18 protein-coding genes and 2 tRNA genes are annotated in these 23,865 nt (G+C 67.9%); 8 read left to right on the top strand and 12 right to left on the bottom strand.

Annotated features, from left to right (window positions below):
- Positions 1-113: 113 nt before the first annotated feature.
- The 3 genes from V8201_RS08895 to aspS all read right to left on the bottom strand — a co-directional run bounded on the left by V8201_RS08895 (position 114) and on the right by aspS (position 7,971).
- Complete coding sequence (locus tag V8201_RS08895) at positions 114-2,837, bottom strand: TonB-dependent receptor (RefSeq protein WP_336545060.1); 2,724 nt, start codon at positions 2,835-2,837, stop codon at positions 114-116.
- A gap of 206 nt (positions 2,838-3,043) precedes the next feature.
- Complete coding sequence (locus tag V8201_RS08890; RefSeq protein WP_336545059.1) at positions 3,044-5,761, bottom strand: TonB-dependent receptor; 2,718 nt, start codon at positions 5,759-5,761, stop codon at positions 3,044-3,046.
- Positions 5,762-6,138: 377 nt separating this feature from the next.
- Complete coding sequence (gene aspS, locus V8201_RS08885) at positions 6,139-7,971, bottom strand: aspartate--tRNA ligase (RefSeq protein WP_336545058.1); 1,833 nt, start codon at positions 7,969-7,971, stop codon at positions 6,139-6,141.
- 100 nt (positions 7,972-8,071) lie between these two features.
- On the opposite strand from aspS, the gene rnd reads away from it, so the two are divergent.
- Positions 8,072-9,247 (top strand): ribonuclease D, encoded by a 1,176-nt coding sequence (gene rnd, locus V8201_RS08880; protein ID WP_037536590.1) that lies wholly within the window; start codon positions 8,072-8,074, stop codon positions 9,245-9,247.
- Positions 9,244-9,540 (top strand): I78 family peptidase inhibitor, encoded by a 297-nt coding sequence (locus V8201_RS08875; protein ID WP_336545057.1) that lies wholly within the window; start codon positions 9,244-9,246, stop codon positions 9,538-9,540. The genes rnd and V8201_RS08875 overlap by 4 nt, the downstream gene beginning before the upstream one ends.
- Before the next feature lie 256 nt (positions 9,541-9,796).
- Here V8201_RS08875 and V8201_RS08870 read toward each other — a convergent pair whose 3' ends face one another.
- The 4 genes from V8201_RS08870 to V8201_RS08855 form a co-directional block, all read right to left on the bottom strand.
- Positions 9,797-11,290, bottom strand: coding sequence for a Ppx/GppA phosphatase family protein (locus tag V8201_RS08870; protein WP_037536748.1), 1,494 nt, complete (start codon positions 11,288-11,290; stop codon positions 9,797-9,799).
- Between the two features lie 145 nt (positions 11,291-11,435).
- Complete coding sequence (locus V8201_RS08865) at positions 11,436-13,601, bottom strand: RNA degradosome polyphosphate kinase (RefSeq protein ID WP_037536593.1); 2,166 nt, start codon at positions 13,599-13,601, stop codon at positions 11,436-11,438.
- Positions 13,598-14,236 (bottom strand): HdaA/DnaA family protein, encoded by a 639-nt coding sequence (locus V8201_RS08860; RefSeq protein ID WP_037536594.1) that lies wholly within the window; start codon positions 14,234-14,236, stop codon positions 13,598-13,600. The genes V8201_RS08865 and V8201_RS08860 overlap by 4 nt, the downstream gene beginning before the upstream one ends.
- 4 nt (positions 14,237-14,240) lie before the next feature.
- Positions 14,241-15,494 (bottom strand): heavy-metal-associated domain-containing protein, encoded by a 1,254-nt coding sequence (locus tag V8201_RS08855; protein ID WP_336545056.1) that lies wholly within the window; start codon positions 15,492-15,494, stop codon positions 14,241-14,243.
- A 140-nt stretch (positions 15,495-15,634) separates the two neighbouring features.
- On the opposite strand from V8201_RS08855, the gene purM reads away from it, so the two are divergent.
- The 4 genes from purM to V8201_RS08835 are packed head-to-tail and all read left to right on the top strand — an operon-like array spanning position 15,635 to position 18,152.
- Complete coding sequence (purM, locus tag V8201_RS08850) at positions 15,635-16,747, top strand: phosphoribosylformylglycinamidine cyclo-ligase (protein ID WP_336545055.1); 1,113 nt, start codon at positions 15,635-15,637, stop codon at positions 16,745-16,747.
- A 6-nt stretch (positions 16,748-16,753) separates the two neighbouring features.
- On the top strand, positions 16,754-17,299 hold the full coding sequence (gene purN, locus V8201_RS08845; RefSeq protein ID WP_271298746.1) for a phosphoribosylglycinamide formyltransferase: 546 nt from the start codon (positions 16,754-16,756) through the stop codon (positions 17,297-17,299).
- Positions 17,296-17,565 (top strand): MmcQ/YjbR family DNA-binding protein, encoded by a 270-nt coding sequence (locus V8201_RS08840; protein ID WP_336545054.1) that lies wholly within the window; start codon positions 17,296-17,298, stop codon positions 17,563-17,565. The genes purN and V8201_RS08840 overlap by 4 nt, the downstream gene beginning before the upstream one ends.
- The gene (locus V8201_RS08835; RefSeq protein WP_336545053.1) at positions 17,562-18,152 is read left to right on the top strand and encodes a hypothetical protein; all 591 of its coding nucleotides are present in this window, start codon (positions 17,562-17,564) and stop codon (positions 18,150-18,152) included. The genes V8201_RS08840 and V8201_RS08835 overlap by 4 nt, the downstream gene beginning before the upstream one ends.
- 8 nt (positions 18,153-18,160) lie before the next feature.
- Here the strand turns inward: V8201_RS08835 and V8201_RS08830 are convergent, their stop codons facing one another.
- Positions 18,161-19,420 carry a methyltransferase family protein gene (locus tag V8201_RS08830; protein WP_336545052.1) on the bottom strand — a complete coding sequence of 420 codons (1,260 nt, stop codon included), beginning with the start codon at positions 19,418-19,420 and terminating at the stop codon, positions 18,161-18,163.
- A 183-nt stretch (positions 19,421-19,603) separates the two neighbouring features.
- On the opposite strand from V8201_RS08830, the gene V8201_RS08825 reads away from it, so the two are divergent.
- Positions 19,604-19,677: transfer RNA gene (locus tag V8201_RS08825), tRNA-Gly, on the top strand.
- Between the two features lie 343 nt (positions 19,678-20,020).
- Here the strand turns inward: V8201_RS08825 and V8201_RS08820 are convergent.
- From V8201_RS08820 to V8201_RS08805, 4 genes are all read right to left on the bottom strand, one after another.
- Positions 20,021-20,806, bottom strand: coding sequence for an SDR family NAD(P)-dependent oxidoreductase (locus V8201_RS08820; RefSeq protein ID WP_336545051.1), 786 nt, complete (start codon positions 20,804-20,806; stop codon positions 20,021-20,023).
- 29 nt (positions 20,807-20,835) lie between these two features.
- Positions 20,836-22,017: a zinc-dependent alcohol dehydrogenase gene (locus V8201_RS08815; protein ID WP_336545050.1), complete on the bottom strand. Its 1,182-nt coding sequence runs from the start codon at positions 22,015-22,017 to the stop codon at positions 20,836-20,838.
- Positions 22,014-22,586, bottom strand: a complete 573-nt coding sequence (locus tag V8201_RS08810; protein WP_336545049.1) for an SRPBCC family protein — start codon at positions 22,584-22,586, stop codon at positions 22,014-22,016. The genes V8201_RS08815 and V8201_RS08810 overlap by 4 nt, the downstream gene beginning before the upstream one ends.
- A 218-nt stretch (positions 22,587-22,804) precedes the next feature.
- Positions 22,805-22,890 (bottom strand) — tRNA-Tyr (locus V8201_RS08805).
- Between the two features lie 188 nt (positions 22,891-23,078).
- Between V8201_RS08805 and rlmB the strand changes: the two genes are divergently transcribed.
- Positions 23,079-23,822, top strand: coding sequence for a 23S rRNA (guanosine(2251)-2'-O)-methyltransferase RlmB (gene rlmB, locus V8201_RS08800; RefSeq protein WP_037536613.1), 744 nt, complete (start codon positions 23,079-23,081; stop codon positions 23,820-23,822).
- Positions 23,823-23,865: the final 43 nt, after the last annotated feature.

Raw genomic sequence — 23,865 nt, 5'->3', positions numbered from 1 at the left:
GCGAAGGTCGGTGTTCGCATTATAGGTCCGATCCGACGCTCATGCGTCTCACAACCCCATTCTTTCGACGGAGCGGCGGCGCCTGGCCGATCCGGCGCCGCCGCGGACGCGCGCTAGAAGCGCGAGCGGAGCGTCAGGCCGTAGGTGCGGGGTTCGGCCAGCATGGCGATGGTCAGCGCATTGCCGACCGCGTAGCGCGGGTAACCGAACCGCTCGACCTGCGACAGGCTGCCGTTGCCTTGCAGATAGGCGGAGGAGGCGACCTGTTCATAGCGCGCGTTGAGGACATTCTGTCCCCACAGCTCGACCGACCAGCGCTGGTCGCGTCCCCGCACGCCGATCCGGGCATTGACTAGCAGATAGGCCGGCTGCCGCTTCTCGACGAACAGGTTGGAGCCGGCGATATAGTCGCTGCTCAGCCGGCTATCGACGTAGAAGAGCGCCGACAGGCCCGTGTCGCCCAACGCCGGTGTCCAGCTCGCCGATTCGGTGACGACGTGACGCGGCGCATTGGAGAGCTGATTGCCCGGCAGCAGGAACAGGCTGGTGCTAAGCGGGGCGCCCTCGGCGCTGCCGACCAGATTATGCCGGTATTGCGTATAGGCATAGGTGTAGCCGGCGGTGACCGTCACATCGCGGCGGGGATAGAGCCCGGCCTCGATCTCGATACCCCGCGTCACCACGCCGGCGCCGACGGTGCCGGTGCAGCGCCCCGAACCCCTGAGCCGATCGATGTCGGTACCGTGAAGCGATTCGCTGCACGCGCCGATATTCTGCACGACGAATGCCGCGCCGTTGAAGGTGTTAAGCTGGAAGTTGCTGAAATCCGACCGGAAGGCGGCGATGTTCGCGCTGAAGGCGGCGCCGCTGTACTTGGCGCCGACCTCCACCGCGCGCACCGTCTCGGGATCGAAGCGCAGGCTGCTGCCCGCCGCCGCCGGCGTCGTATAGGCGTCGTCGGCCAGCCCTGCGCGGGCAAGATTGTAGCCGCCTGCCTTATAGCTATGCGCATAGGATGCGTAGAACAGTGTGTGCGGCCGCGCCTGCCACGACAGGACCGCCGTGCCGGTCACCTGCCCCTCGCGCTTCGCATCGGCGATCGGCGTGTCGTTGAACGCCGTGGTCGAATTGCCCGCGCAGCTCTGCCGGATGATCGCCGCCGCCGCTCGCCGGACGCGCGGATCGCGGTTCGAGAACAGGCCGGCGAGGCCGGACTGCTGGACCCCGCAGGTGACGTTGTCGCTGTTGAGCGCCGCATGCAGCGTCTTGCGCTCATGGGTATAGCGCAAACCGCCCGTCACGCTCAGCCTATCGGTGATGCGATAGATGTTATGGGTGAAGACAGCGAAATTGTCGCTCGTCTGCTGGAAGATATCGTGCGCGTTGGTGACGTCGTGCAACGCGGTCAGCCGGTCGATCCCGGCGATCAGCGGCCTGCCGATATTGGCGATCGCGGTGGAGCGGATCGCCGGCTTGATGCAGCCGGGCGCGCGGACATCGCGCACCGCCCCGGCCGGATCGAAGGCGGCGAGCATGCTGCACGCGGCGAAGACGCCATATTGCGATCCGAAATGCAGCGATTCGACCGAACGCAGCGTCTCATGCGCGAAATAGCCGCCGACCAGCCAGTCGAGGCGATTGCCGAAGGCCGTGCCGCTCAGCCGCGTTTCCTGCGTGAAGGTGTGGAATTGCCGGTACGCATCCTTGCCGCGATAGGCGATGTCGAGATTGGTGCCGTCGAAGTCTCCCGCCGTCCCCGCCTTATATTCGCGATAGGCGCTGATCGAGATGAGCTGGACGTCGCCCGACGTCCAGCCGATGCGTGACGACAGGCCATAGTCCTTGACGATATTGCCATAGGCGCGGCCGGGGGTGATCGCGATCTGTCGATTGTAGGGATCGCCGTCGCTCGGCAGCACGCCGCCCATGTCCTTCATCAGCGTGACGATCCGGTTGCGGGGCGCGAAGGCGACATCGCCCGGGCGACCGGGGGTGGGATCATATTTCTCGCGCGTGTCGACATAGACCGCGCCGCAGCATTTCTCGTTGCGGTAGGTATAGTCGCCGATCAGGCGCAGCGACAGCCCGTCCTGCGGTTTGAAGAACAGCTGGCCGCGGACGAAGGCGCGGCGGCGATCGTTATAGTCGGTGTCGTTGACGACGTCGTGATAGAAGCCGTCGCGCCTGGCGGTGACGCCGTCGATGCGGAAGGCGAGCACGTCCTTGACCAACGGGCCGGTGATCGCGCCGGCGAGCCTTATCGCCTGATAATTGCCGTAGCTCGCCTCGCCATAGCCGCCGTAGGTGAATTCGGGATATTTGGTGTAGATGCTGATCGCGCCCGCCGACGAATTGCGTCCCGACAGCGTCCCTTGCGGGCCGCGCAGCACCTCGATCCGCTCGATCTCGCCGATGTCGTTGAGGCCGTTGCCGGTGCGGTTGCGATAGACGCCGTCGATGAACATCGCGACCGAGCTTTCCAGCCCGGGATTGTCGCCGACGGTGCCGATGCCGCGCAGCCGGGCGGTCGCATTCGCCTCCGACCCCGACGACGCGACCATCAGCGACGGTGCGAGCTGCGCGGTCTGGCGGATATCGGTCGCGCCGGAATTCTGCAGGGCGGTGGTGCCATAAGCGCTCACCGCGATCGGCACGTCGGACAGGCGCTGCGACCGGCGGGTCGCGGTGACGATGATGTCCGACGTATTCTCGGCGACGGGCGCCTTGTCCGCATCACTCCTGGCGGTGGGCGGCAGCCCGCGCAGCCCCTGCGCCGCGACCGGCGCGGTCACGCCGACACAGCCGACCGCCGCCAATAGATATCCCAATGTCCGCATATTCGCCCCCTGACTTTTTGCCGGGAGCGATTGGCCGCGACATCGCTAATGAAAGGTTAATCCTGGAACGGGATATTGGCCGAACGATACCATATCCCGGAAATAAGACGGTTTAAAGTTTCGCGGCCTCGACCGCGTGATGCCGCGGCCGTCGAACGGGGGCGAAGAGGTGGCGCCGGGCCTCCGGCGCCACCCCGTCGCCGGGGTCAGAACCGGGAGCGCACGGTCAGCCCATAGGTGCGCGGTTCGCCGGGCACGCCGACGGTCAGCGCGTTGCCGACGGCGTAGCGTGGGTATCCGAACCGCTGGACCTGCGACAGGCTGCCATTCCCCTGCAGATAGGCGGCCACCGCGATCTGCGCATAATGGCTGTCGAGCAGGTTCTGGCTCCAGAATTCGACCGCCCAGCGCTCGTCGCGGCCGCGCAGGCCGATGCGCGCATTGACCAGGACATAGGCCGGCTGCTGCTTCTCCGCCATCAGATCGGAGCCGGTGGAATAGTCGCTCGACAGGCGGCTATCGACGTAGAACAGCCCCGACAGGCCGCTGCGGCCGAGGGCCGGCGTCCAGGCCAGGGACTCGGTGACGACATGGGTCGGCGCGTTGGACATCTGATTGCCCGGCAGCAGGAACAGGCTGGTGCTCAGCGGCGCGCCCTGCGCATTGCCGACCAGATTGTGGCCATAGCGCGCCCGCGCATAGCTATAGCCGACGCGGAAGGTGACATCCCTGACGGGATAGACACCGGCCTCGACCTCGAACCCGCGGGTCACGACGCCGGCGCCGACGTCTCCGGTGCACCGCCCGCCGCTGTCGGCACCGTGCAGCGAATCGCGACAGGCGCCGATATTCTGCACGACCAGCGCCGCCCCGTTAAAGGTGTTGAGCTGGAAGCTGCTGAAATCCGACCGGAAAGCCGCGATGCTCGCATTGAAGGCCGGCGCATTGTACTTGGCGCCGACCTCGATCGCCCGCACCGTCTCCGGATCGAAGCGCAGGCTGCTGGCCACCGCCGGCGCCGTGACGAACGCATTGTCGGCGAAGCCGGCGCGGGTCAGATTATATCCGCCCGCCTTATAGCCATGCGCGTAGGAGGCATAGAAGAGCGTGCTCGGCCGGGCCTGCCAGGACAGTACCGCGGTGCCGCTCAACCGGCCCTCCCGCATCGAATCGCTGATCCGGGTCCCATTGTAGGCGGAGGTCGAATTGCCCGGGCAGCTTTGCCGGATGATGATCATCGCCGCCTGACGCATCTGCGGATTGGGGTCGGTCAAAAGGCCGGCCAGAGCGGTCTGCTGCGCGCCGCAGATCGTATTGCCGCTGTCGAAGGCGGCGCGCATCGTCTTGCGTTCGTTGGTATAGCGCAGGCCGCCGGTGACGCTCAGCGTATCGGTGAGGCGATAGATATCGTGCGTGAAGACGGCGAAGTTGTCGCTCGTCTGCCGGTAGACGTCATGGACGTTGGACGTATCGTGCAGCAGCGTCAGCCGGTCGAGCCCGCCCATCAGCGTCGGCCCGACCGCGGCCACGGCGAGGTCGTGGACCATCGGCTTGAGGCAGGCGGGCGCGGCAGGATCGCGGAACGCGCCGCTGGGATCGAAGGCGGCGAGCATGCTGCACGCGGCGAAGGCACCATAGTCGGACCCGTAGCGCAGCGAGTCGGACAGGTTCAGCCGCTCGTGCGCGTAATAGCCGCCGAGCAGCCAGTCGAGCCGGTTGCCCAATGCCGCGCCGCTCACCCGCGTCTCGTGCGAGAAGGTGTGGAACTGGCGCGTCGCCTCCTTGTCGTAATTGACGAGATTGAGGCTGCCGAAGTCGAAATCCCCGGCAGTGCCGGCCTTATATTCGCGATAGGCGTCGATCGATACGAGCTGCACCGCCCCCATCGTCCAGCCGATCCGCGACGAGACGCCGTAATCCTTGACGATGTTGGTATAGGCCTGACCACGCGAGATGGCGGAGAGGCGGTTATAGGGATCGCCGTTGCTCGGCAGCACCGCGCCCATGTCTCCCATCAGCTTGACGATGCGGTTCTCCGGAGCGAAGGCGACGTCACCCGGCCGACCCGGCGTCGGGTCGTATTTCTCGCGCGTATCGAGATAGACGGTGCTGCAGCACCGCTCCCGGCGCAGCGTATAGTCGCCGATCACGCGCAGCGAGAGATCGTCCTGCGGTTTGTAGAACAGCTGGCCGCGGACGAAGGCGCGGCGGCGATTGTTGAAGTCGATATCGTTGACCACGTCATGGTTGAAGCCGTCGCGCCGGGTGGTCGCACCGTCGATGCGGAAGGCGAGCGTGTCCTTGATCAGCGGACCGGTGACCGAGCCGGCGAGGCGCAGCGCATTGTAATTGCCGTAGCTCGCCTCGCCATAGCCGCCGAAGGTGAATTCGGGATATTTGGTGTAGATGCTGATCGAGCCCGCCGACGAATTGCGCCCCGACAGGGTGCCCTGCGGCCCGCGCAGGATCTCGATCCGGTCGATTTCGCCGATGTCATTGAGGCCGATGCCGGCGCGGTTGCGGTAGACGCCGTCGATGAACACCGCGACCGAGCTTTCGATACCGGCATTCTGACCGACGGTGCCGATCCCGCGCAGCCGCGCGGTGGCGCTCACCTCGGAATCGGTCGACGAGACGATCAGCGACGGCGCGAGCTGCGTGACCTGACGGATGTCGGTCGCGCCGGTGCGGCTCAGCGTCACCGTGTCATAGGCGCTGACCGCGATCGGCACGGTCGACTGGCGTTGCGATCGCCGCGTCGCCGTGACGATCAGGTCGGTGCTGTTTTCCGCGATCGGCTGTTTGTCCGCGTCGGCCTTGTCGTTCTTGGTCGCCGGCGCGATCGCGCGCAGGCCCTGCGCCTGCGCCTGGCCGATCGTTCCGACGCAGCCGACTGCCGCCAGCAGATATCCTAATTTGCGCAATTCTGGTCCCCCTCAGCAATGTTCGGGGTCCGAAGAAGCGAATTACATTAATAAATGGTAAATCCAATTATAGTATCGGTCTGCAGGAACGAGCCTGCAATGTCCGCCAGCATCGATCAGCCTGGTCTATCGATTTGAGATTACGCATCATCCGCCGGCAGGGCGGGACGGATCCGCGCCAGTATCGCCCTCATCTTTAAAAGCGCGAGCGCAACGTGGCGCCGTAGGTGCGCGCTTCGCCGAGGAAAGCGACGCTCAGCGCATCGGCGGTGGCGTCGCTCGGCGCGCCCATCGGATCGGGGGATGGCGACATCCCGAAAATCCGGAAAAGGTTCAGTCACGCCGCCGGGCCGTCGCGACGGCCCGGCGACGGCGGATCAGCCCGCCTTCGGGGCGACCGACTTGTCGACGTCGGTCGCGGCGACTCCTGCCTGCGGCGCGATGCGCAGGTTGAGTTCCTTGAGCTGCTTGGGCGTCGCGAAATTGGGCGCGCCCATCATCAGGTCCTCGGCCTTCTGCGTCATCGGGAAGACGATCACCTCGCGGATATTGGGTTCGTCGGCGAGCAGCATGACGATGCGGTCGATACCCGGCGCCGAGCCGCCGTGCGGCGGCGCACCGAACTTGAAGGCGTTGATCATGCCGGCGAAGTTGGTGTCGACCTCGGCCTGCGAATAGCCGGCGATCTCGAACGCCTTGTACATGATCTCCGGACGATGGTTGCGGATCGCCCCGCTCGACAGTTCGACGCCGTTGCAGACGATGTCATATTGATAGGCGAGGATGTCGAGCGGGTCCTTGGTTTCCAGCGCGTCCATCTCGCCCTGCGGCATCGAGAAGGGATTGTGGCTGAAGTCGATCTTCTTGTTGTCCTCGTCATATTCGAACATCGGGAAATCGACGATCCAGCAGAATTCGAAGCGGTTCTGATCGATCAGGCCAAGGCTCTCGCCGACGCGGGTGCGCGCGAGGCCGGCGAGCTTGGCGGCCTGCGCCTCCTTGCCGGCGGCGAAGAACAGGCCGTCGTCGGGGCCGAGGCCGAGCGCATCGGCCATCGCGCTCATCTTGTCCTCGCCGTGGTTCTTGGCGATCGGGCCGCCCCATTCGCCGCCCTTGCGCGTCGCATAGCCGAGGCCGGCGAAGCCTTCGGACTGCGCCCAGGCGTTCATGTCATCGAAGAACTTGCGGCTCTTGTCGGCGGTGCCCGGCGCGGGGATGGCGCGGACGACGTCGCCGCCCTCGACGATCGAGGCGAAGCGGCCGAAGCCCGAGCCGACGAACTGATCGGACACGTCGCTGATCAGGATCGGGTTGCGCAGGTCGGGCTTGTCGTTGCCGTATTTCAGCATCGATTCCCGATAGGGAATGCGGCGGAACGGCAGCGCCGAGACGCTGCGCCCCTTGCCCTGCCAGTCGGCGAACTCCTCGAAGACGCCGTGCAGCACCGGCTCGATCGCGGCGAACACGTCCTCCTGCGTGACGTAGCTCATCTCGAAGTCGAGCTGGTAGAATTCGCCGGGGCTGCGGTCGGCGCGGGCATCCTCGTCGCGGAAACAGGGCGCGATCTGGAAATAGCGATCGAAGCCGGCGACCATCAGCAGCTGCTTGAACATCTGCGGCGCCTGCGGCAGCGCGTAGAATTTGCCGGGATGGACGCGGCTGGGGACGAGATAGTCGCGCGCCCCCTCCGGCGACGAAGCCGTGAGGATCGGCGTCTGGAATTCGGTGAACCCCTGCCCGATCATCCGCTGGCGGATCGAGGAGATCACCTTCGAGCGCAGCATGATATTCTGGTGCAGCCGCTCCCGGCGCAGGTCGAGGAAGCGATAGCGCAGGCGGATGTCCTCGGGATATTCGGCATCGCCCGCGACCGGCATCGGCAGCTCCTGCGCATGGCTCTGCACCGTCGCGGCGCGCGCGAACACCTCGATCGCGCCGGTGGCGAGATTGGGGTTCTGCGTCGCCTCGGACCGCGCCTTGACCAGGCCGTCGATCGTCACCACCGATTCGACGCGCAGCGATTCCAGCGTCGGCAGCGCCGGTGAATCGCTGTCGGCGACGATCTGGGTGATGCCGTAATGGTCGCGCAGATCGACGAAGAGCACGCCGCCATGATCGCGCTTGCGATGGACCCAGCCCGACAGGCGGACGGTCTCGCCGACGTTGCTCGCGGACAGCGCGGCGCAGGTGTGGGAGCGATAGGCGTGCATGATCGTTTCTTCCGGCCGGCAAGGGCATGTGGGTGAAGCGTGGCGCTTCCCCGTCTCACTTGGCTTTGTCAACCCGGCCGCGTGTGGCTATGGCAAGGCCATGCATATCCACCCGTTGATTACAGACAGCGCGACCCTCGCCAATCTGTGTGCCCGCCTCGCCAATGCCGACTTCGTCACCGTCGACACCGAATTCATGCGCGAGAGCACCTATTACCCCGAATTGTGCCTGATCCAGATCGCCGACGTGAACGAGGCGGCGGCGATCGATCCGATGGCGCCGGGGCTCGACATGACGCCGCTGCTCGACCTGCTCACCGAGAATCAGGACGTGCTCAAGGTCGTCCACGCCGGCGGGCAGGATATCGAGATCATCTACAATCTCACCGGCAAGACGCCGCAGCCGCTGTTCGACACGCAAGTCGCGGCGATGGCGCTGGGGCAAGGCGAGCAGATCGGCTATTCCAACCTCGTCGACAGCTGGCTCGGCATCCAGGTCGACAAGGGCGCGCGCTTCACCGACTGGGCGCGGCGGCCGCTCGACGCGCGGCAGATCGAATATGCGATCGGCGACGTGACCCACCTCGCCGATATCTTCCCCAGGATGCTCGAACGGCTGCGCAAGACCGGGCGCGGCGTGTGGCTCGACCAGGAGATGGAGCGGCTCGCCGATCCCGCCAATTATGCCAACGACCCCGATCAGGCGTGGAAGCGCGTCCGCATCTCCGGCCGCAAGCCCGACGTGCTGGGGCGGCTCAAGGCGCTGGCGCGCTGGCGCGAACTGGAGGCGCAGTCGAAGGACCTGCCGCGCGGACGCATCGTCAAGGACGAGACGTTGGGCGACCTCGCCGGCCATCCGCCGCGCAAACAGGCCGATCTCGCCAAGGTGCGCGGCCTGTCGGCGACCTGGGCGTCGAACGACATCGGCGGCCGGCTGATGGCGGCGATCGATTCGGCGCAGCCGCTGTCGGGCGACGAGCTGCCGCCGCGCGACGACCGCAAGCCGGGGCTGGGCAAGGAGGGCGCGCTGGTCGCCGACCTGCTCAAGCTGCTGCTCAAGATCCGCTCGCGCGACATCGACGTCGCCTCGCGGCTGCTGGCGCGGTCGGACGAGCTGGAGGCCTTGGCGGCGGGGGTGCGCACCGGCCTGCCGATGCTGGAGGGCTGGCGGTTCGATCAGTTCGGCCGCGACGCGCTCGATCTGGTCGAGGGGCGGCTCGGCTTCGCGGTGCGCGGCGGCAAGCTCAAGATGACGCGAACGGAGGAGACGGCATGAAGCGGATGATCCTGATGGCGCCGGTGCTGGCGCCGATGCTGACGGCGGCCTGCGCGACGATGGCGCCGCCCCCGCCCGAGCGCGGGCCGTGCGTGGTCGACGAGGCGGCGAAGATGCACTTCGCCGCGGTGAAATACCGCGAGCGGATGCGCGGCGAGATCGAACATGCGACGCATTCGGCGGTGTCGCGGATCGTCCGGCCGGGCGACATGGTGACGCAGGATCTCCGGCCGGACCGGCTGACGATCCTGCTCGACGACGGCGGGCTGATCAGCGGGTTGCGCTGCGGGTGATCCGCGGGGGCGGGGCTGGCCGGCGATGGCGCTGAGCCGAGGTCTCGCTCATCCCGCATAGAGTCATCCGTTAGCCCTGAGCCTGTCGAAGGGCGGGCTTCCAGAGTGCGGTCGATCGATGTGTCGCGATGCGGTCGCCTCGGGGCGGGACGGACCGACTAGCGCTCCGCTCGGGGGATGGCAGCGCTTCGACAGGCTCAGCGCGAACGGTGACGGGTGGCCGAAACGCACCTCAGCGGTCGCGCAGACATTTCCCTCATGTGCGCAGAGTTGGCCCCACCAGCGCTTGGCCGAACACCACGCGCGGCTTGCGCTTCAGCCCGGTCGCCAGCGCGGCATGGCGGCGCTCGACCGTCTCCGAATAGAGCGGCCGGTCCGCCTCGCCGAGCGACAGCAGCACGTGCCCCGGTTCGAGCCCCAAAGTCGCGCGTTGCAGCGGGCCGGCGAGCCCGGCGCTGAACCGCTGCCCGAGCCGGATCGCCAGCCCCCAGTCGATCGCCAGCGCAATCTGTCCGACATTGGCGAGGCCGGCGAGCAGCGGATGCGGCGTGGTGCTGCCGCCAAGGCTGGTGTGCAGCGCCTGCGCGAGCATGGCGCGCTCGGGCGCGTCGATCGCCACCCAATTGCCGTGCAGCGCGACCTCGAAGCCGCGTTCGTCGCGGAATTCGGGATTGGCGCGCCAGCCGGTGTCGGCGAGCAGGCAGGCGGCGTGGCGGATGCGGGCGAGCTCCGGCCCTTCGCCGGGAAAGAGCGGCGCGATCCAGCCGGCGAGCAGATCGCCATGTTCGGCGAAGCGGCCGAGCAGCCGCCCTTCCTCGCGCGCGCCGACGATCAGCGGATCGAGCGCGCGCGTCTGCGGATCGAGCGCGGCATAGAGCAGCCCCTCGCGCAGCCCGAAGGTCGAGGCGACGGCGCTCGCCGAACCGAGTTCGCGCATCACCACCGCGAGCAGCGCGGTCGCATCGCCGAGCTGGCCGGCCCGCACCGCCGACATGCCCGGCACGCTGCGCAGCCGCGTCCGCGACAGATGCGCGATGCTGCGGCCGAGCCGGCCGACCGTCTCGGGCGCGAGCGTATAGCCGTGGATGATCGGCAGCGGATAATGCGTCAGGCTCATGTCGAGCCGCGCCAGCGCGCGCCACGATCCGCCGACCATATAGAGCGGCAGGCCCCTGCCCCGCCCGGTCCAGCCGGCCTCGCGGATCAGCCTCGTGACGTGGCGGTCGAACGCCGGGCCGCGCCCTTCGCGCAGCGCGGCGATGCGCAGCACGCCGAGCGGGAAGGAGATGCGGTCGGTGACCGTGCCGGCGACGACGCGGACGAGTTCGAGGCTGCCCCCGCCAAGATCGCCGACGACGCCGTCCGCCTCGGGAATCGCCGACAGCACGCCCATTCCCGCGGCGGTCGCCTCCTGTTCGCCCGTCAGCACGTCGACGGTGAGGCCGAGCGCACCCGCCGCGGCGATGAAGGCGGGGCCGTTGCTAGCGTCGCGCACCGCGGCGGTGGCGACGGTGCGCAGCGGCGCGTCCATCTCGCGCGCGACCATCGCGAACCGGCCGAGCGCGCCCATCGCCAGCGCCATGCTGTCGGCGTCGATCGTGCCGGTCGCGGCGAGGCTGCGGCCGAGGCCGGCCATCACCTTTTCGTTGAACAGCGTCGCCGGGATGCGCGGATGACCCTGGTAGACGACGAGGCGCACCGAATTGGAGCCGATGTCGATGATGCCGGTGCGGGGGAACGTCTCTGCCATGACCGGCTCAACGAGCGGCACGGCCGGCTGTTCAGACACGCCCCGCTCGCGCAGGGTGGTGAGGAAGGGGATGCGGGCCATCAGGCGGCGGGACGTCGCCGCCCCGGCTCACCGCCGCTCCGCACCCCGGCCACGCCGCCGCGGATCATCGCCGCCGCCGCAGCGCCAGCGTCGGCACCGCATTGCTTTCGGCGAGCGCCGCGCCGCGACCGGACAGCGACGGATTGGTCATGAAGTAGCGATGGAGGTTGAACGGCTTCTCCCCCGGCGTCTCGCGCACGTAGCGACCGTCGGGGCCGAGCTCCCAGCTCTGCTCGGTGTCGATCAGATTGGCGACCATCACCTGGTCGAGCACCTGATCGTGCACCGTCGGGTTCTCGATCGGCAGCATATATTCGACGCGGCGATCGAAGTTGCGCGGCATCCAGTCCGCCGAGGAGATGAACACCTTGGCACCGTCATTGGGCAGTGCCGCGCCGTTGCCGAAGCAGAAGATGCGGCTGTGTTCGAGGAAGCGGCCGATGATCGACTTGACGCGGATATGCTCCGACATGCCCGGCACGCCGGGGCGCAGGCAGCAGATGCCGCGGATGATGAGGTCGATCTCGACCCCGGCGCCGCTCGCCTCGTACAATTTGTCGATGATCACCGGATCGACCAGGCTGTTCATCTTCGCCCAGACCGCGCCGACCTTGCCGGCGCGCGCATTGGCGATCTCGACGTCGATCAGCTGCAGCAGCTTCTGGCGCAGATCGCGCGGCGACAGGCTGAGTTTGACGATGTCGGTCGGCTCGACATAGCCGGTGACGTAATTGAACATCTGCGCGGCATCGCGCCCCATCCGCGGGTCGGCGGTGAAGAAGCTGAGGTCGGTGTAGATGCGCGCGGTCACCGGGTGGTAATTGCCGGTGCCGAAGTGGCAATAGGTGCGGAACTGGCCGTTCTCGCGCCGTACCACCATCGAGACCTTGGCATGCGTCTTCCATTCGAGGAAGCCGTAGACGACCTGCACGCCGGCGCGTTCGAGCGCGCTTGCCCAGAGGATATTCTGTTCCTCGTCGAAGCGCGCGCGCAGCTCGACCACCGCGGTCACCGACTTGCCCGATTCGGCGGCGGCGATCAGCGCATTGATCACCGCGGGCTGTTTGCCGGCGCGATACAGCGTCTGCTTGATCGCGATCACGTCCGGGTCCTGCGCCGCCTGTTTGAGGAAGGCGAGGACGACGTCGAACGTCTCATAGGGATGATGGACGATGATGTCCTTGGCGCGGATCGCCGCGAAGCAGTCGCCGCCGAATTCGCGGATCCGCTCGGGGAAGCGCGGCACGAAGGGCAGGAACTTGAGGTCGGGCCGATCCTCGTCGATCACCGCGTCGAGATCGCCGATGCTGAGCAGATTGCCGCTCTCGGTGATCGTCGCGTCGGCGCCGCCCAGTTCGTGGCGCAGCACCTTGGCGAGCGCGTCGGGCATGCCCGTCTCCAGCTCGAGCCGGATGACGCGGCCGCGGCGGCGGCGCTTGATCGCATTGGCGAAATAGCGGACGAGATCCTCCGCCTCCTCGTCGATCTCGATATCGCTGTCGCGCAGCACGCGGAAGGCGGCGGCGCCGACCAGCGTATAGCCCGGGAAGATCACCGGCGCGAACCGCTTGAGCAACGCCTCGATCGAGACGTAGCGCGCCGGCTCGCCCGGCAGGCGGACGAAGCGCGGCGCGCTCGCCGGGATCATCACCAGTTCGCGCACCGGCTCGCCGTCCGAATCGCGGACGACGTCGAACATCACCGACAGCCCCTTGTTGGGGATGAAGGGAAAGGGGTGGGCGGGATCGAGCGCCTGCGGCGTCAGGATCGGGAAGATCTGCTCGCGGAAATGCGCCTCGAGCCATTCGGCATCCTCGGCGTCGACCTCGTCGCGGCGCAGCACGTGCAGCCCAGCCTCGTCGAGCAGGGTGCGCAGGTCGCCCCACACCGCCTGCTGGCTCGCCATCAGCGCATCCGCCTCGCGCGTGATCGCGGCGAGCTGCTGCCCCGGCGTCAGGCCGTCGGACGAGCGGCGGTCGACATCCTTGAGCTGCTGCCCCTTGAGGCCGGCGACGCGGACCATGAAGAATTCGTCGAGATTGTTGCCCGAGATCGACAGGAAGCGCAGCCGTTCGAGCAGCGGATGCGCCGGATTGCACGCCTCCTCCAGCACGCGCCGGTTGAACGCCAGCCACGACAGCTCGCGGTTGAAATAGCGGTCGTTGACCTCCGGGACGAAGGGATCGTCGTCGGGGGCGGCGAGATGCGAGAGGTGGATCGGGCGTGTCATGGTTCGGTCATAGGCAGCAACGGTTGCGGTTGCGTGACGATCCCTGCCGCGGTGAGAACGGTGCGTGCCAGCGGGATCGACAGGCGGCGGTGGCTACCGAGCACCTCCTGATCGAGCGCATCGACGACGCGCTGGACGACGATATGGCTGCGCTCGATCCGCGTACTCAGCCATTGCACCAGATCCGGACGCGCATCGAGCCCGCGCCGGTGGAAGAGATGGGCGAGCAGCACCGCGATCAGCTCGTCGTCGGGCGCGCCGATCGCGGCATGCGGGCTGGCGGCCAGGCGCGAGCGCAGGTCGGGCAGCCGCACCGACCAGCTCGGCGGCAGCGCGTCGGCCACGATGACGAGCGGGCGGTTCTCCGCCTGCGCCTGGTTCCAGGCGTGGAAGATCTGCGCCTCGGGCATCGTTTCGGCATCGTCGATGATCCGGCCCTGGCTCTTCGCGGCGAAGATGCGCGCGAGCAGGCTGCGCCCCGATTTGCGCGGGCCGGTCAGCACCGCCGCCCTGACCGGCCAGCTCGCCCAATCCTCCAGCGTCCGCGCCGCGCGCACGTTGCTCGGCGTGACGAGGAAGGCATCGTCGTTCGGATCCGCGGGCCAGCCCAGCGGCAACGCCAGTTGCTGCGTCATCGGGTCAGCCGGCCGGGTTGGGATCGGCGGGCAGGTTCGACGGCAGCAGCTGCGGCGCGCGGCGGATGCGCAGCGTCTGCCCCGATCCGGTCACCTGGAAGCCGCGGACCTCGAGCGCGCGGCGCAGCGCCTCGGGATCGCCGTCATAGACGACGCGCATCAGCGACAGGCCGCCGAGCGCGAGGCTGGTGGTACTCGCCGAGCGCACCCCGGCGATGCCGCGCACCAGCCCTTCGGTATTGGCGACCGCACTCGCGCCCGGCGTGTCGAACTGGATGGTGAGCGGAATGCCCGCATCCGCGGCGCCGGTGTCGCCGACGATCTCGGCAAGCGTCTCGCCGCCCGCCGCGTCGTCGCTGTCGTTCGGATCGACCACCGGCTCGGGCGCGGGCGGCGGCGACAGCGTCGGGTCGAGCCCGAGCGCACCGCCGCGCAACGCCTGCTGGAACAGGCCGTCCATCCGTGTCACCCCGGCGTCGAGCAGCCGCGGCAGGCCCGCCGCGCTGCCGACGCGCAGCGTGAAGCTGCCGATCAACTGATTGTCGGGACCGTGGCGTGCCTGGAACACGCCGATGATCGGCCCGCCCGGATAGCTGCGATAGAGGCGGACGACCGGGATGAGGATGTCGCTCGCGCCATATTGGTCGATCACCTGCCGCCACCAGCCGCGTCCCGGCCGCGCGATCTGGCCGGCGTTGAGCAGCAGCGAATCGGCGCCGGTCCCCGAGGGGCGGACATAATCGATTGCGCTGTTGCCGGTGCGGAAACGCGCCCAGGCCTCCTGCCAGTCGTTGCGCTGCTCGAACACCGTCTCGACCCCGCCCGACACCTGCAGCGGCACGAGCAGCATCGGCCGCGAGCGGTCGGCATAGGCGCTGATGCCGAGCAGCCCCGCCGCACGGCCGCGGTTGAACAGCACGCCGAGCCGCGCGACGTAACGCGTCGGGCCGATCTGCTCATTCTCGACGACGATGCCCGAGACGAGCTGGTCGAGCGTGGCGTCGGAGACCAAAGCGCCGTCGCCGCCGAGCCGCTTCGACAGCTGCACCCACGCCTTGCGCTGGGCGAGCCGCCAGCCGCCGAGCCGTGCGCCCTCCGCGGTCTTGGCGGCGACGTCGACGCTGACGCCGCCGACCTCGAAATCGCCCGAACTGTCGACCGGGGTGACGCCGCGGCCGCCTTCGATCTGCGCATAGGCGCCCGCGGCGAGCAGCAGCGTCGCCCCGGCGAGCGAGGGAAACAGGGATGGCATGCGCATGGTGCAGGCCTTTTGGCGAAGCGGGCGGGCGATGCCAAGCGCGATATGCGCCCTGCCCCCGCCGCCCGCGCCCGGCGCACCGGTCGCCGCTACCGATCCTTGTTGCCAGCGCGGGGCGAAAATCTTAGCAGGCTGGCCGGATGAGCCAGCCGCCCTCCCCGTCCGACCAGTCCTACACCTATGCCGATGCCGGCGTATCGATCGCCGCGGGCAACGCGCTGGTCCGCGCGATCGGGCCGCTCGCCAAGGCGACGCGGCGGCCGGGTGCGGATGCCGAGCTCGGCGGCTTCGGCGGCTTGTTCGACCTCAAGGCGGCGGGCTTCTCCGATCCGCTGCTCGTCGCCGCCAATGACGGCGTCGGCACCAAGCTCAAGCTCGCGATCGAATGGGACCGGCATGAGGGCGTCGGCGTCGACCTCGTCGCGATGTGCGCCAACGACCTGATCGTCCAGGGCGCCGAGCCGCTGTTCTTCCTCGACTATTACGCCACCGCCAAGCTCGACACCGGCATCGCCGAACGCGTCGTCGCGTCGATCGCGGAGGGCTGCCGGCGGGCAGGCTGCGCGCTGATCGGCGGCGAGACGGCGGAGATGCCGGGCATGTACGCGCCGGGCGACTATGACCTCGCCGGCTTCTGCGTCGGCGCGGTCGAGCGCGACCGCGTGCTCACCGGCCAGACGATCGCGGCGGGCGACGTCATCCTCGGCCTCGCCTCGTCGGGCGTCCATTCCAACGGTTTCTCGCTGGTCCGCCGGCTCGCCGCGGATCGCGGCTGGAAGCTCGACCGGCCGGCGCTGTTCGACGCCGACCGGCTGCTGATCGACCTGCTGATGGCGCCGACACGCATCTATGTCGCGAGCCTGCTGCCGCTGCTGCGCGAGGGGGCGATCAAGGGCCTCGCCCATATCACCGGCGGCGGGCTGCTCGAGAATATCCCGCGCGTCCTGCCCGAGGGCACACATGCAGTGGTAGACGCCGACGCCTGGGAGCAGTCGCGGCTGATGGCTTTCCTCCAGGCGCAGGGCGCGATCGAGCCCGAGGAGATGGCGCGCACCTTCAACTGCGGCATCGGCATGGCGGTGGTCGTCGCCGCCGACGACGCCGACCGGGTCGCCGCGGCGCTCGGCGCGGCGGGCGAGACGGTCCACCGGATCGGCCAAGTCGAGGCGGGTAAGCGCGGCTGCACGGTGCGCGGCTCGACCGAGACGTGGAGCGCGCGCCACGACTGGACCGCGACGCACGATCATGGCTGACCGTCGATGAAGGCGGTCGGCATCCTGATCTCGGGCCGGGGCTCGAACATGATGGCGCTGGTCGAGGCGGGGATCCCCGTCGCGCTGGTCGCCTCCGACAAGCCCGATGCGCCGGGGCTGGACTGGGCGCGGGCGCGCGGCATCGCCACCTTCGCGCTGTCACCCAAGGGGATCGGCAAGGCCGCCTATGAGGCGGAGCTCGACGCCGCGTTGCGCGCGGCGGGGTGCGAGGTGATCGCGCTCGCCGGCTATATGCGGCTGGTCTCCGCCGATTTCGTCGCGCGCTGGCGCGACCGGATCGTCAACGTCCATCCGTCGCTGCTGCCCCTGTACAGGGGGCTCGACACGCATGCGCGCGCGATCGCCCATGGCGACGCGGTCGCCGGCTGTTCGGTCCACCTCGTCACCGAGGAGCTCGACGCTGGCCCGCTGCTCGGCCAGGCCGAGGTGCCGATCCTCCCCGGCGACACGCCCGACACGCTCGCCGCGCGGGTGCTGGTCGCCGAACACCGCCTGTATCCGCAAGTCCTCAAGGAGTTCGTCAGCCGATGACGTCAGCCCTCACCCGCGTCCGCGACCTCGCCATGCTGTTGCCCGAGGCGGCGGAGCGCGACGAGGACGGTGCGCCGACCTTCACCGTCGCCGACACGCCCTTCGCGCGGCTGCGCGGCGACGGCGTCGAGGTGCGCGGCGACGACGGCGGCTGGGCGACGATGTCGCTCGCCGACGATGCCGACTGGGCGCTGATCGAGGACCGGATCGCGCACAGCTGGGAGCTCGCCGCACCGCGCGGGCTGCTGGAGGCGGGCGGACGATGAGCGAATCGCGCGATCAGGCGCAGACCCGTCGCCGCTGGATCACGCTCGCCGAGCTGGTGGCGGTGGCGGGCGTGGTGATCGCCGCGTTGACGCTCTACACCAACTGGCAGGAACGGCGCGAGGCCGCCGCCGACAAGGCGATCGAACAGGCGAGCGCGACGCGCGACAAGACCCGCTTCCTGCTGCGCGGCACGGTCGACGCCAAGAAGCGCACGATCCTGCTGACCCGCGAGGAAGCGCATCCGCTAGGCGACATCCGCGTCACCTTCCCGACCGCGCTCGGCGTCGCACCGCAGGATTCGGTGACGCAGACGATCGACGCCGACTGGTTCGACTCCGCGCTGCGCAAGGCGACGGACGGCGGCGCCGACAATGAAACCGGGCGGCTGCCGGTGCTGATCCGCTACACCTATTTCACCGACGACCGGCCGACGACGCGGCAGGCGATCTACGACATCGTCTGGCAGACGCACGGCCGCGGCATCCGGGGCCGGGAAGTGACGCTGCTCGACCTGCGGCTGCGCGAAACCGGCGGCAATCAGAAGCGCGTCGATGCGCTGTGGGCGAAGGAGCGGCCGGCAGGCTGAGCCGAGGCTCAGTGCGCGACCAGCCAGCGCAGGAAGCGCGGCACCGCGCCGTGCCGCGTCATCCACCGGCTGTAGGCGCGGTAGACGGGGTCGCGGCCGAGATGCCGCTCCTCGGTCCGCGCGCGCCAGTAATAGATGCCGCTGACGATGCCCATCAGCGCGGTCGCGCGCACCGCGTCGATCAGGCTGCCGGTGGTCAGCAGCGGCAGCGTCGACAGCCACCAGAACAGGTTCTTGGCGAGATAGGCGGGGTGGCGCGACCAGGCATAGGGGCCGTGCGTCAGGATGCCGCGATGCGTCAGGTTGGAGAAGCGCAGTCCGAAGGCCACCGTCGCCCAGGCATAGAGCGCGGTCAGCGCGACGAGGATCGCGCCCCAGGCGGCGAGCAGCAGCGGATGGCCGGCGAACCACGCCGACCAGTCCTGCGTGCCGGGATGATAATCGAGCGGTCCGCCCTCCTCCATCAGCTGGAACGGCGGATAGCAGATCAGCGCCGCCGTCCACGCCGCGGCATAGGGATTGGCGCTGCGGATATGCGCGTCGAGCGGGCGCAGCGTCAGCACATAGCCGACGGTGGCGAAGGCGACGTCGACGACGAACATCAGCGCGATCAGCCATTGCGTCAGCGCCACCGGATCGCCGAGGCGCCGCCAGTCGGTATGAACGAAGCCCGCCCAATTGCCGGGGATCACCGCGAGCATGAAGGCGAGGAAGAAGGCCTTGACCGCCCAGCTGCGCATATGGCCGTAGATCGCCTGCCGCTCGACCCCGGGCTGGCCGGTCAGCCAGGCGCCGACGTGCCAGGCGCCATCGCGCGGATCGACCAGATAGCGGTCGAGCCACAGCAGATAGGGGACGGCGAGAAGCGCGACGACCGGCATCGCATGGCCGAAGCACCACATCGCGAAACCGTAATTGCGGTCCCAGTAGAAGCGGCCGATGCCGTAGAGCAGCGCGATTGCCCCCCAGGTGACGTAGAGCCCGGCGAGCTTGGTGAGGCTGACGTCGCGCGTCTCGGCGGCGGGACGCGGGTGATGCCAGTCGATCCCGGTACTGTGACGCCGGTGGACCTTGTCAATCGCGAGCGACCAGCCGACCATCGGCAGCGCGCAGGCGATGAGCGCGACCAGCGCGGCATAGGGACCGTCCATGCCGGTCGCGAGCGCGATCGTCAGCCACAGGGCGAGGCCGACCAGCCCGGCGATGCCGACGCCATGGCCGACCGCGGAGGCTGGGCGCGAGGCATCGGTCGGTGGGGCGGCTTGCATCGCCTTCCCCTAGCCGAGCAAGGGTAAGCAAGCCATGAACCACACCGAGCCGCGCCTATCGGGATGCTTGCGCGATCATCTGCGGTTCGGTAGATGCGCGGCACCCCCTGTCGGAACGCCAGCATCCGCGATGTTGGAACGGCCGGACCGGGGGGTCGGAAAACCGCGGTTCAGCGCGGGTTTGCGGGTATAGCACAATGGTAGTGCAGCAGCCTTCCAAGCTGAATACACGGGTTCGATTCCCGTTACCCGCTCCATTCCCCCTTTGGTCGTGCGTTGTGCCCTGTCGGTGGGGCATGCGGCGATTCCCGTGAGCCGACTTCGTCCGGCATCCACTGCTCCCGCAATAGCGTAAGGCGGTGGTTTCGCGGCACGGTGGACCCCGGAACACGTCCGGGGTGATGGCGCATCCTGGGCGACGCCAGGACTTTCGCAGACATCTGGCGGAGGCGGCAATATGCCGACCAAGCAGAACGCCGACTGGCAGCTTCGAAGAGACACTTGGCTCCCACTGTCGCGCGAGTACGGGTGAGGTGAGCGGAAGTATTCTCCAACTGGCCCCAAAAGGGTGCCACGCCCATCGCGCGGCACCCCGGTGCCTCAATCGTCCGCGGTACCCGGTTCCGCCATCTTGCGATGCTGTTCCGCGAGCACGGCATTGGGCGTGACGTTCGCCACCGCCGATTGCAGCTTGTTCTTCCAGCCTGACACCACCGCCGCCTTGCCGTCCATCAGTGCGTCCCAGCCGTCGGCGGCGACCTTGGCGGGATCGTCCTTGTGGGGATCGGTGCCGACGTCGGTGTCGAGCATGTCGCCGCGCGCGAAGAATTCAGTGTCGGTCGGTCCCGGCATCAAGTTGGTAATGGTGACGCCGTCGGCATCCTTGATCTCATTCTGCAAGGCCGCGACGAAACTGTCGATGAACGCCTTGGTGCCGTTGTACACCGCCTGGAACGCGCCCGGAATATAGCCCGCGATCGACCCGGTGACGAGCACCTTGCCGTCGTTGCGCGCGACCATGTCCTTGAGCACCTTCTGGAGCAGATAGGCGGTGCCGGTGATGTTGGTCTCCACCACGGCGCGCCAGTCGTCGACCGCCTGGTCGAGAAAGGCGTGGCCGAGGCCGCGGCCGGCATTGGCGCACAGCAGGTCGATCGTCCGCCCGTTGGTCGCGGCGAGCAACTTGTCGACCCCCTCCGGCGACGACAGATCGGCCTCCAGCGCGTCGACGCCATGGCCATATTGGCGGAAGTCGGCCGCCGCCGCCTCGATCAGCGGCTCGTCGGCGACGACGAGGATGTCATAACCGTTGCGCGCCGCGAGCGACGCCAGTTCGAAGCCGATGCCGGTCGAGGCGCCGGTGATGATCGCGAAACGTTCAGCCATCTGCGTGTCCTTCGCTATTGGGGTGACGCTCAACCCGCCATGCCGGGCTTGAGCACGATCTTGGTCGTCTCGTTCTGGTGGTTCTTGAACAGGTCATAGCCCTTGGGCGCATCGGTCAGCGGCATGCGATGCGAGATGAGGAACTCGGTATCGATCTTGTCCTCCATGATCGCATTGAGCAGCGCCGGCATGTAATGCTGGACGTGTGTCTGCCCGGTCTTGAGCGTCAGCCCCTTTTCCATGAACGCGCCGAGCGGGAATTTGTCGACGAAGCCGCCATAGACCGCCGGCATCGAGACCCGGCCGCCCTTGCGGCAGGCGATGATCGCCTGACGGATCGAATGCGGGCGATCGGTGCCGAGGAAGGTCGACGCCTTGATCTGATCGATGATGTTGTCGACGAACATGCCGTGCGCCTCGAGCCCGACCGCGTCGATCACCGCATCGGGACCGATGCCGCCGGTCATCTCCATCAGCGCCTCATAGGTGGCGCTTTCCTCGAAGTTGATCGTCTCGGCACCGAATTTCTTGGCGAGTTCGAGCCGGTGCGGGAAATGGTCTATCGCGATGACGCGTTCGGCGCCCATCAGGAACGCCGACTGGACGGCGAACAGCCCGACCGGGCCGCAACCCCAGACCGCGACGGTATCGCCCGGCTCGATCTGCGCATATTCCGCCGCCTGCCAGCCGGTCGGCAGGATGTCGGAGAGGAACAGCACCTTGTCGTCGTCGACGCCGTCGGGGATGACGATCGGGCCGACGTCGCTGAACGGCACGCGGACATATTCCGCCTGGCCGCCGGCATAGCCGCCGGTCATATGACTATAACCGAACAGGCCCGACATTTCGTGCCCGTACAGCTCCTGCGCGATATCCTGATTGTCCGCCGGCAGGCCGTTGGGGCAGGCGGAATATTGATGCTTGTTGCAATGGTAGCAACTGCCGCAGGCAATGGTGAAGGGCACGACGACGCGCTGGCCCTTCTTGAGCGTCGACTTCGGCCCGACCTCGACCACTTCGCCCATGAATTCGTGGCCGAGGATGTCTCCGGCCTGCATCGTCGGTATATAGCCGTCGTAGAGATGAAGGTCGGAGCCGCAGATCGCGGTCGACGTCACCTTGATGATGCAATCGCGCGGGTTGACGATCTCGGGATCGTCGACGGTGTCGATGCGGACGTCGTGCTTACCGTGCCAGGCGAGTGCTTTCACAGCCCCATCTCCTCATATTGCTTGGGGTTCATCGCCGGGGTGGCGACCTCTCCGGTCTCCATCAGCTGCTTGAAGCGGCGCAGGTCGCGGCGCGCCTGGATGGCCGGCTCGCGCTGGAACATCTTGGCGATCAGCTTGCCGATCGTGCCGCCGGGCGGGTCGTAGGCGATCGTCGCGGTCACCACGGTGCCGCGCGCACCGGCATCCCGGAACTCGATGCGGCCCGAATTGGCGATGTCGGCGCCGGGCTGCGAGGTCCAGGCGATCAGCCGGTCGGGCTCTTCCTGGGTGATGCGCGCATCCCATTCCATCGTCGCGCCGGCCGGCGCCTTGACCACCCAATGCGACACCTTGGGATCGGTGACGGTGATCGAGACGATATTTTCCATGAAGTGCGGTAGATTGGTGAAATCACGGAAATAGGCGAACAGCTCGCTCGCCGGGCGGTTGATCGTCACCGATCGGCCAACGACGGAACTGCCCTTGCCGTCGATCAGCGAGGCGGTGGCGTCGGCGGCATTGCCGTGCTTCTTAGTGGTGGGCGGCGCATCATCGCGTCGGTCGGTCATGCTGGTCTCCCTTCGCAAGACCGCCCCAACCGCTCGGAATCCGTCTACGTTCCTGTCGTTACGCGTCCAGATTCAATTAGATAAAGACGATTGCCGCCCATGGGGGGGCGCCAGCGCCGCCAGCGACGGGCGTCGATGACGTATCTCGACGGGATCGGCGGGGACCGTCAGCGCGGCAGGAGCGGCTGGTGCGGGACCTCCCCGCCGGAGCGGGGAGGTGGTGGACAGGGCTGGATTCGAACCAGCGTACGCTTGCACGGGCAGATTTACAGTCTGCTGCCTTTAACCACTCGGCCACCTGTCCAGATGGGCCGCTTCGCTGAAGCGAGGCGGCCTATTGGCGAAGCGCAGCGCGGCTGTCAACGCGGTTGCGGCGGTTTTTCACCGAACCGTCACGCGCTTGCGCGAACCGCCCGGCCCGCCTAGCAGCAGCGGCATCATGTTCATGCCGACCGCCCCTGCCCTTCTCCGCCCCACCGGAGCGCTGCGCTGATGGCGCGGCGTGGCCATCGCCCGTCGACGGGCACCGCCAACCGCCCCAAATTCTGGGGCCGGCATCCGGTCACCGCGGCACTCGCCAATCCCAACCGGGTGGTACGCAAATTGTGGGGGACGCGCGAGGCGCTCGGCTCGCTCGACATTCCGGCGTCGCTGCCGGTGGTCTATGCCGATGTCGCCGATCTCGGCCGGCTGGTGCCGTCCGACGCGCCGCATCAGGGCCTCGTCGCCGAGGTCGAGCCGCTCGACGACATCTGGCTGCAGGACCTGCTGATCGACGGCAAGGACGACCAGCGTCCGCTGGTGGTGCTCGACCAGGTCACCGATCCGCACAATGTCGGCGCGATCCTGCGCTCGGCCGCGGCGTTCGATGCGCTCGGCATCGTCACGCAGGACCGCCACGCCCCGCCCGAGAGCGGTACGGTCGCCCGCTCGGCGTCGGGCGCGCTCGAAACGGTGCCGTGGGTGCGCGTCGTCAACCTCGCCCGCGCGCTCGAGGAGATCGCCGAGGCGGGCTTCTGGCGGATCGGGCTCACCGGCCATGCCGACCAGACTTTGGGGCAGGCGATGGGGTCGCAGCGGATCTGCATCGTGCTCGGCGCCGAGGGCGAAGGCATGCGCCAGAATACCGAGGCGCATTGCGACGAGCTCGCCAAGCTGCCGATCAGCGGCAAGGTGGAGAGCCTCAACGTGTCGAACGCGGCGGCGATTGCGCTTTATGCGGTGGCGGCGCGCTAAGAGCTGATCGCCGTTGTATTGACGGTGGACGGTCGCGAGCATG

The sequence above is a fragment of the Sphingomonas kyungheensis genome (assembly GCF_037120395.1).
GTDB classification, from domain to species: domain Bacteria; phylum Pseudomonadota; class Alphaproteobacteria; order Sphingomonadales; family Sphingomonadaceae; genus Sphingomonas; species Sphingomonas kyungheensis.
Note: the sequence above shows the minus strand (reverse complement) of the source record. Positions and strands in the feature narration are given on the sequence as shown.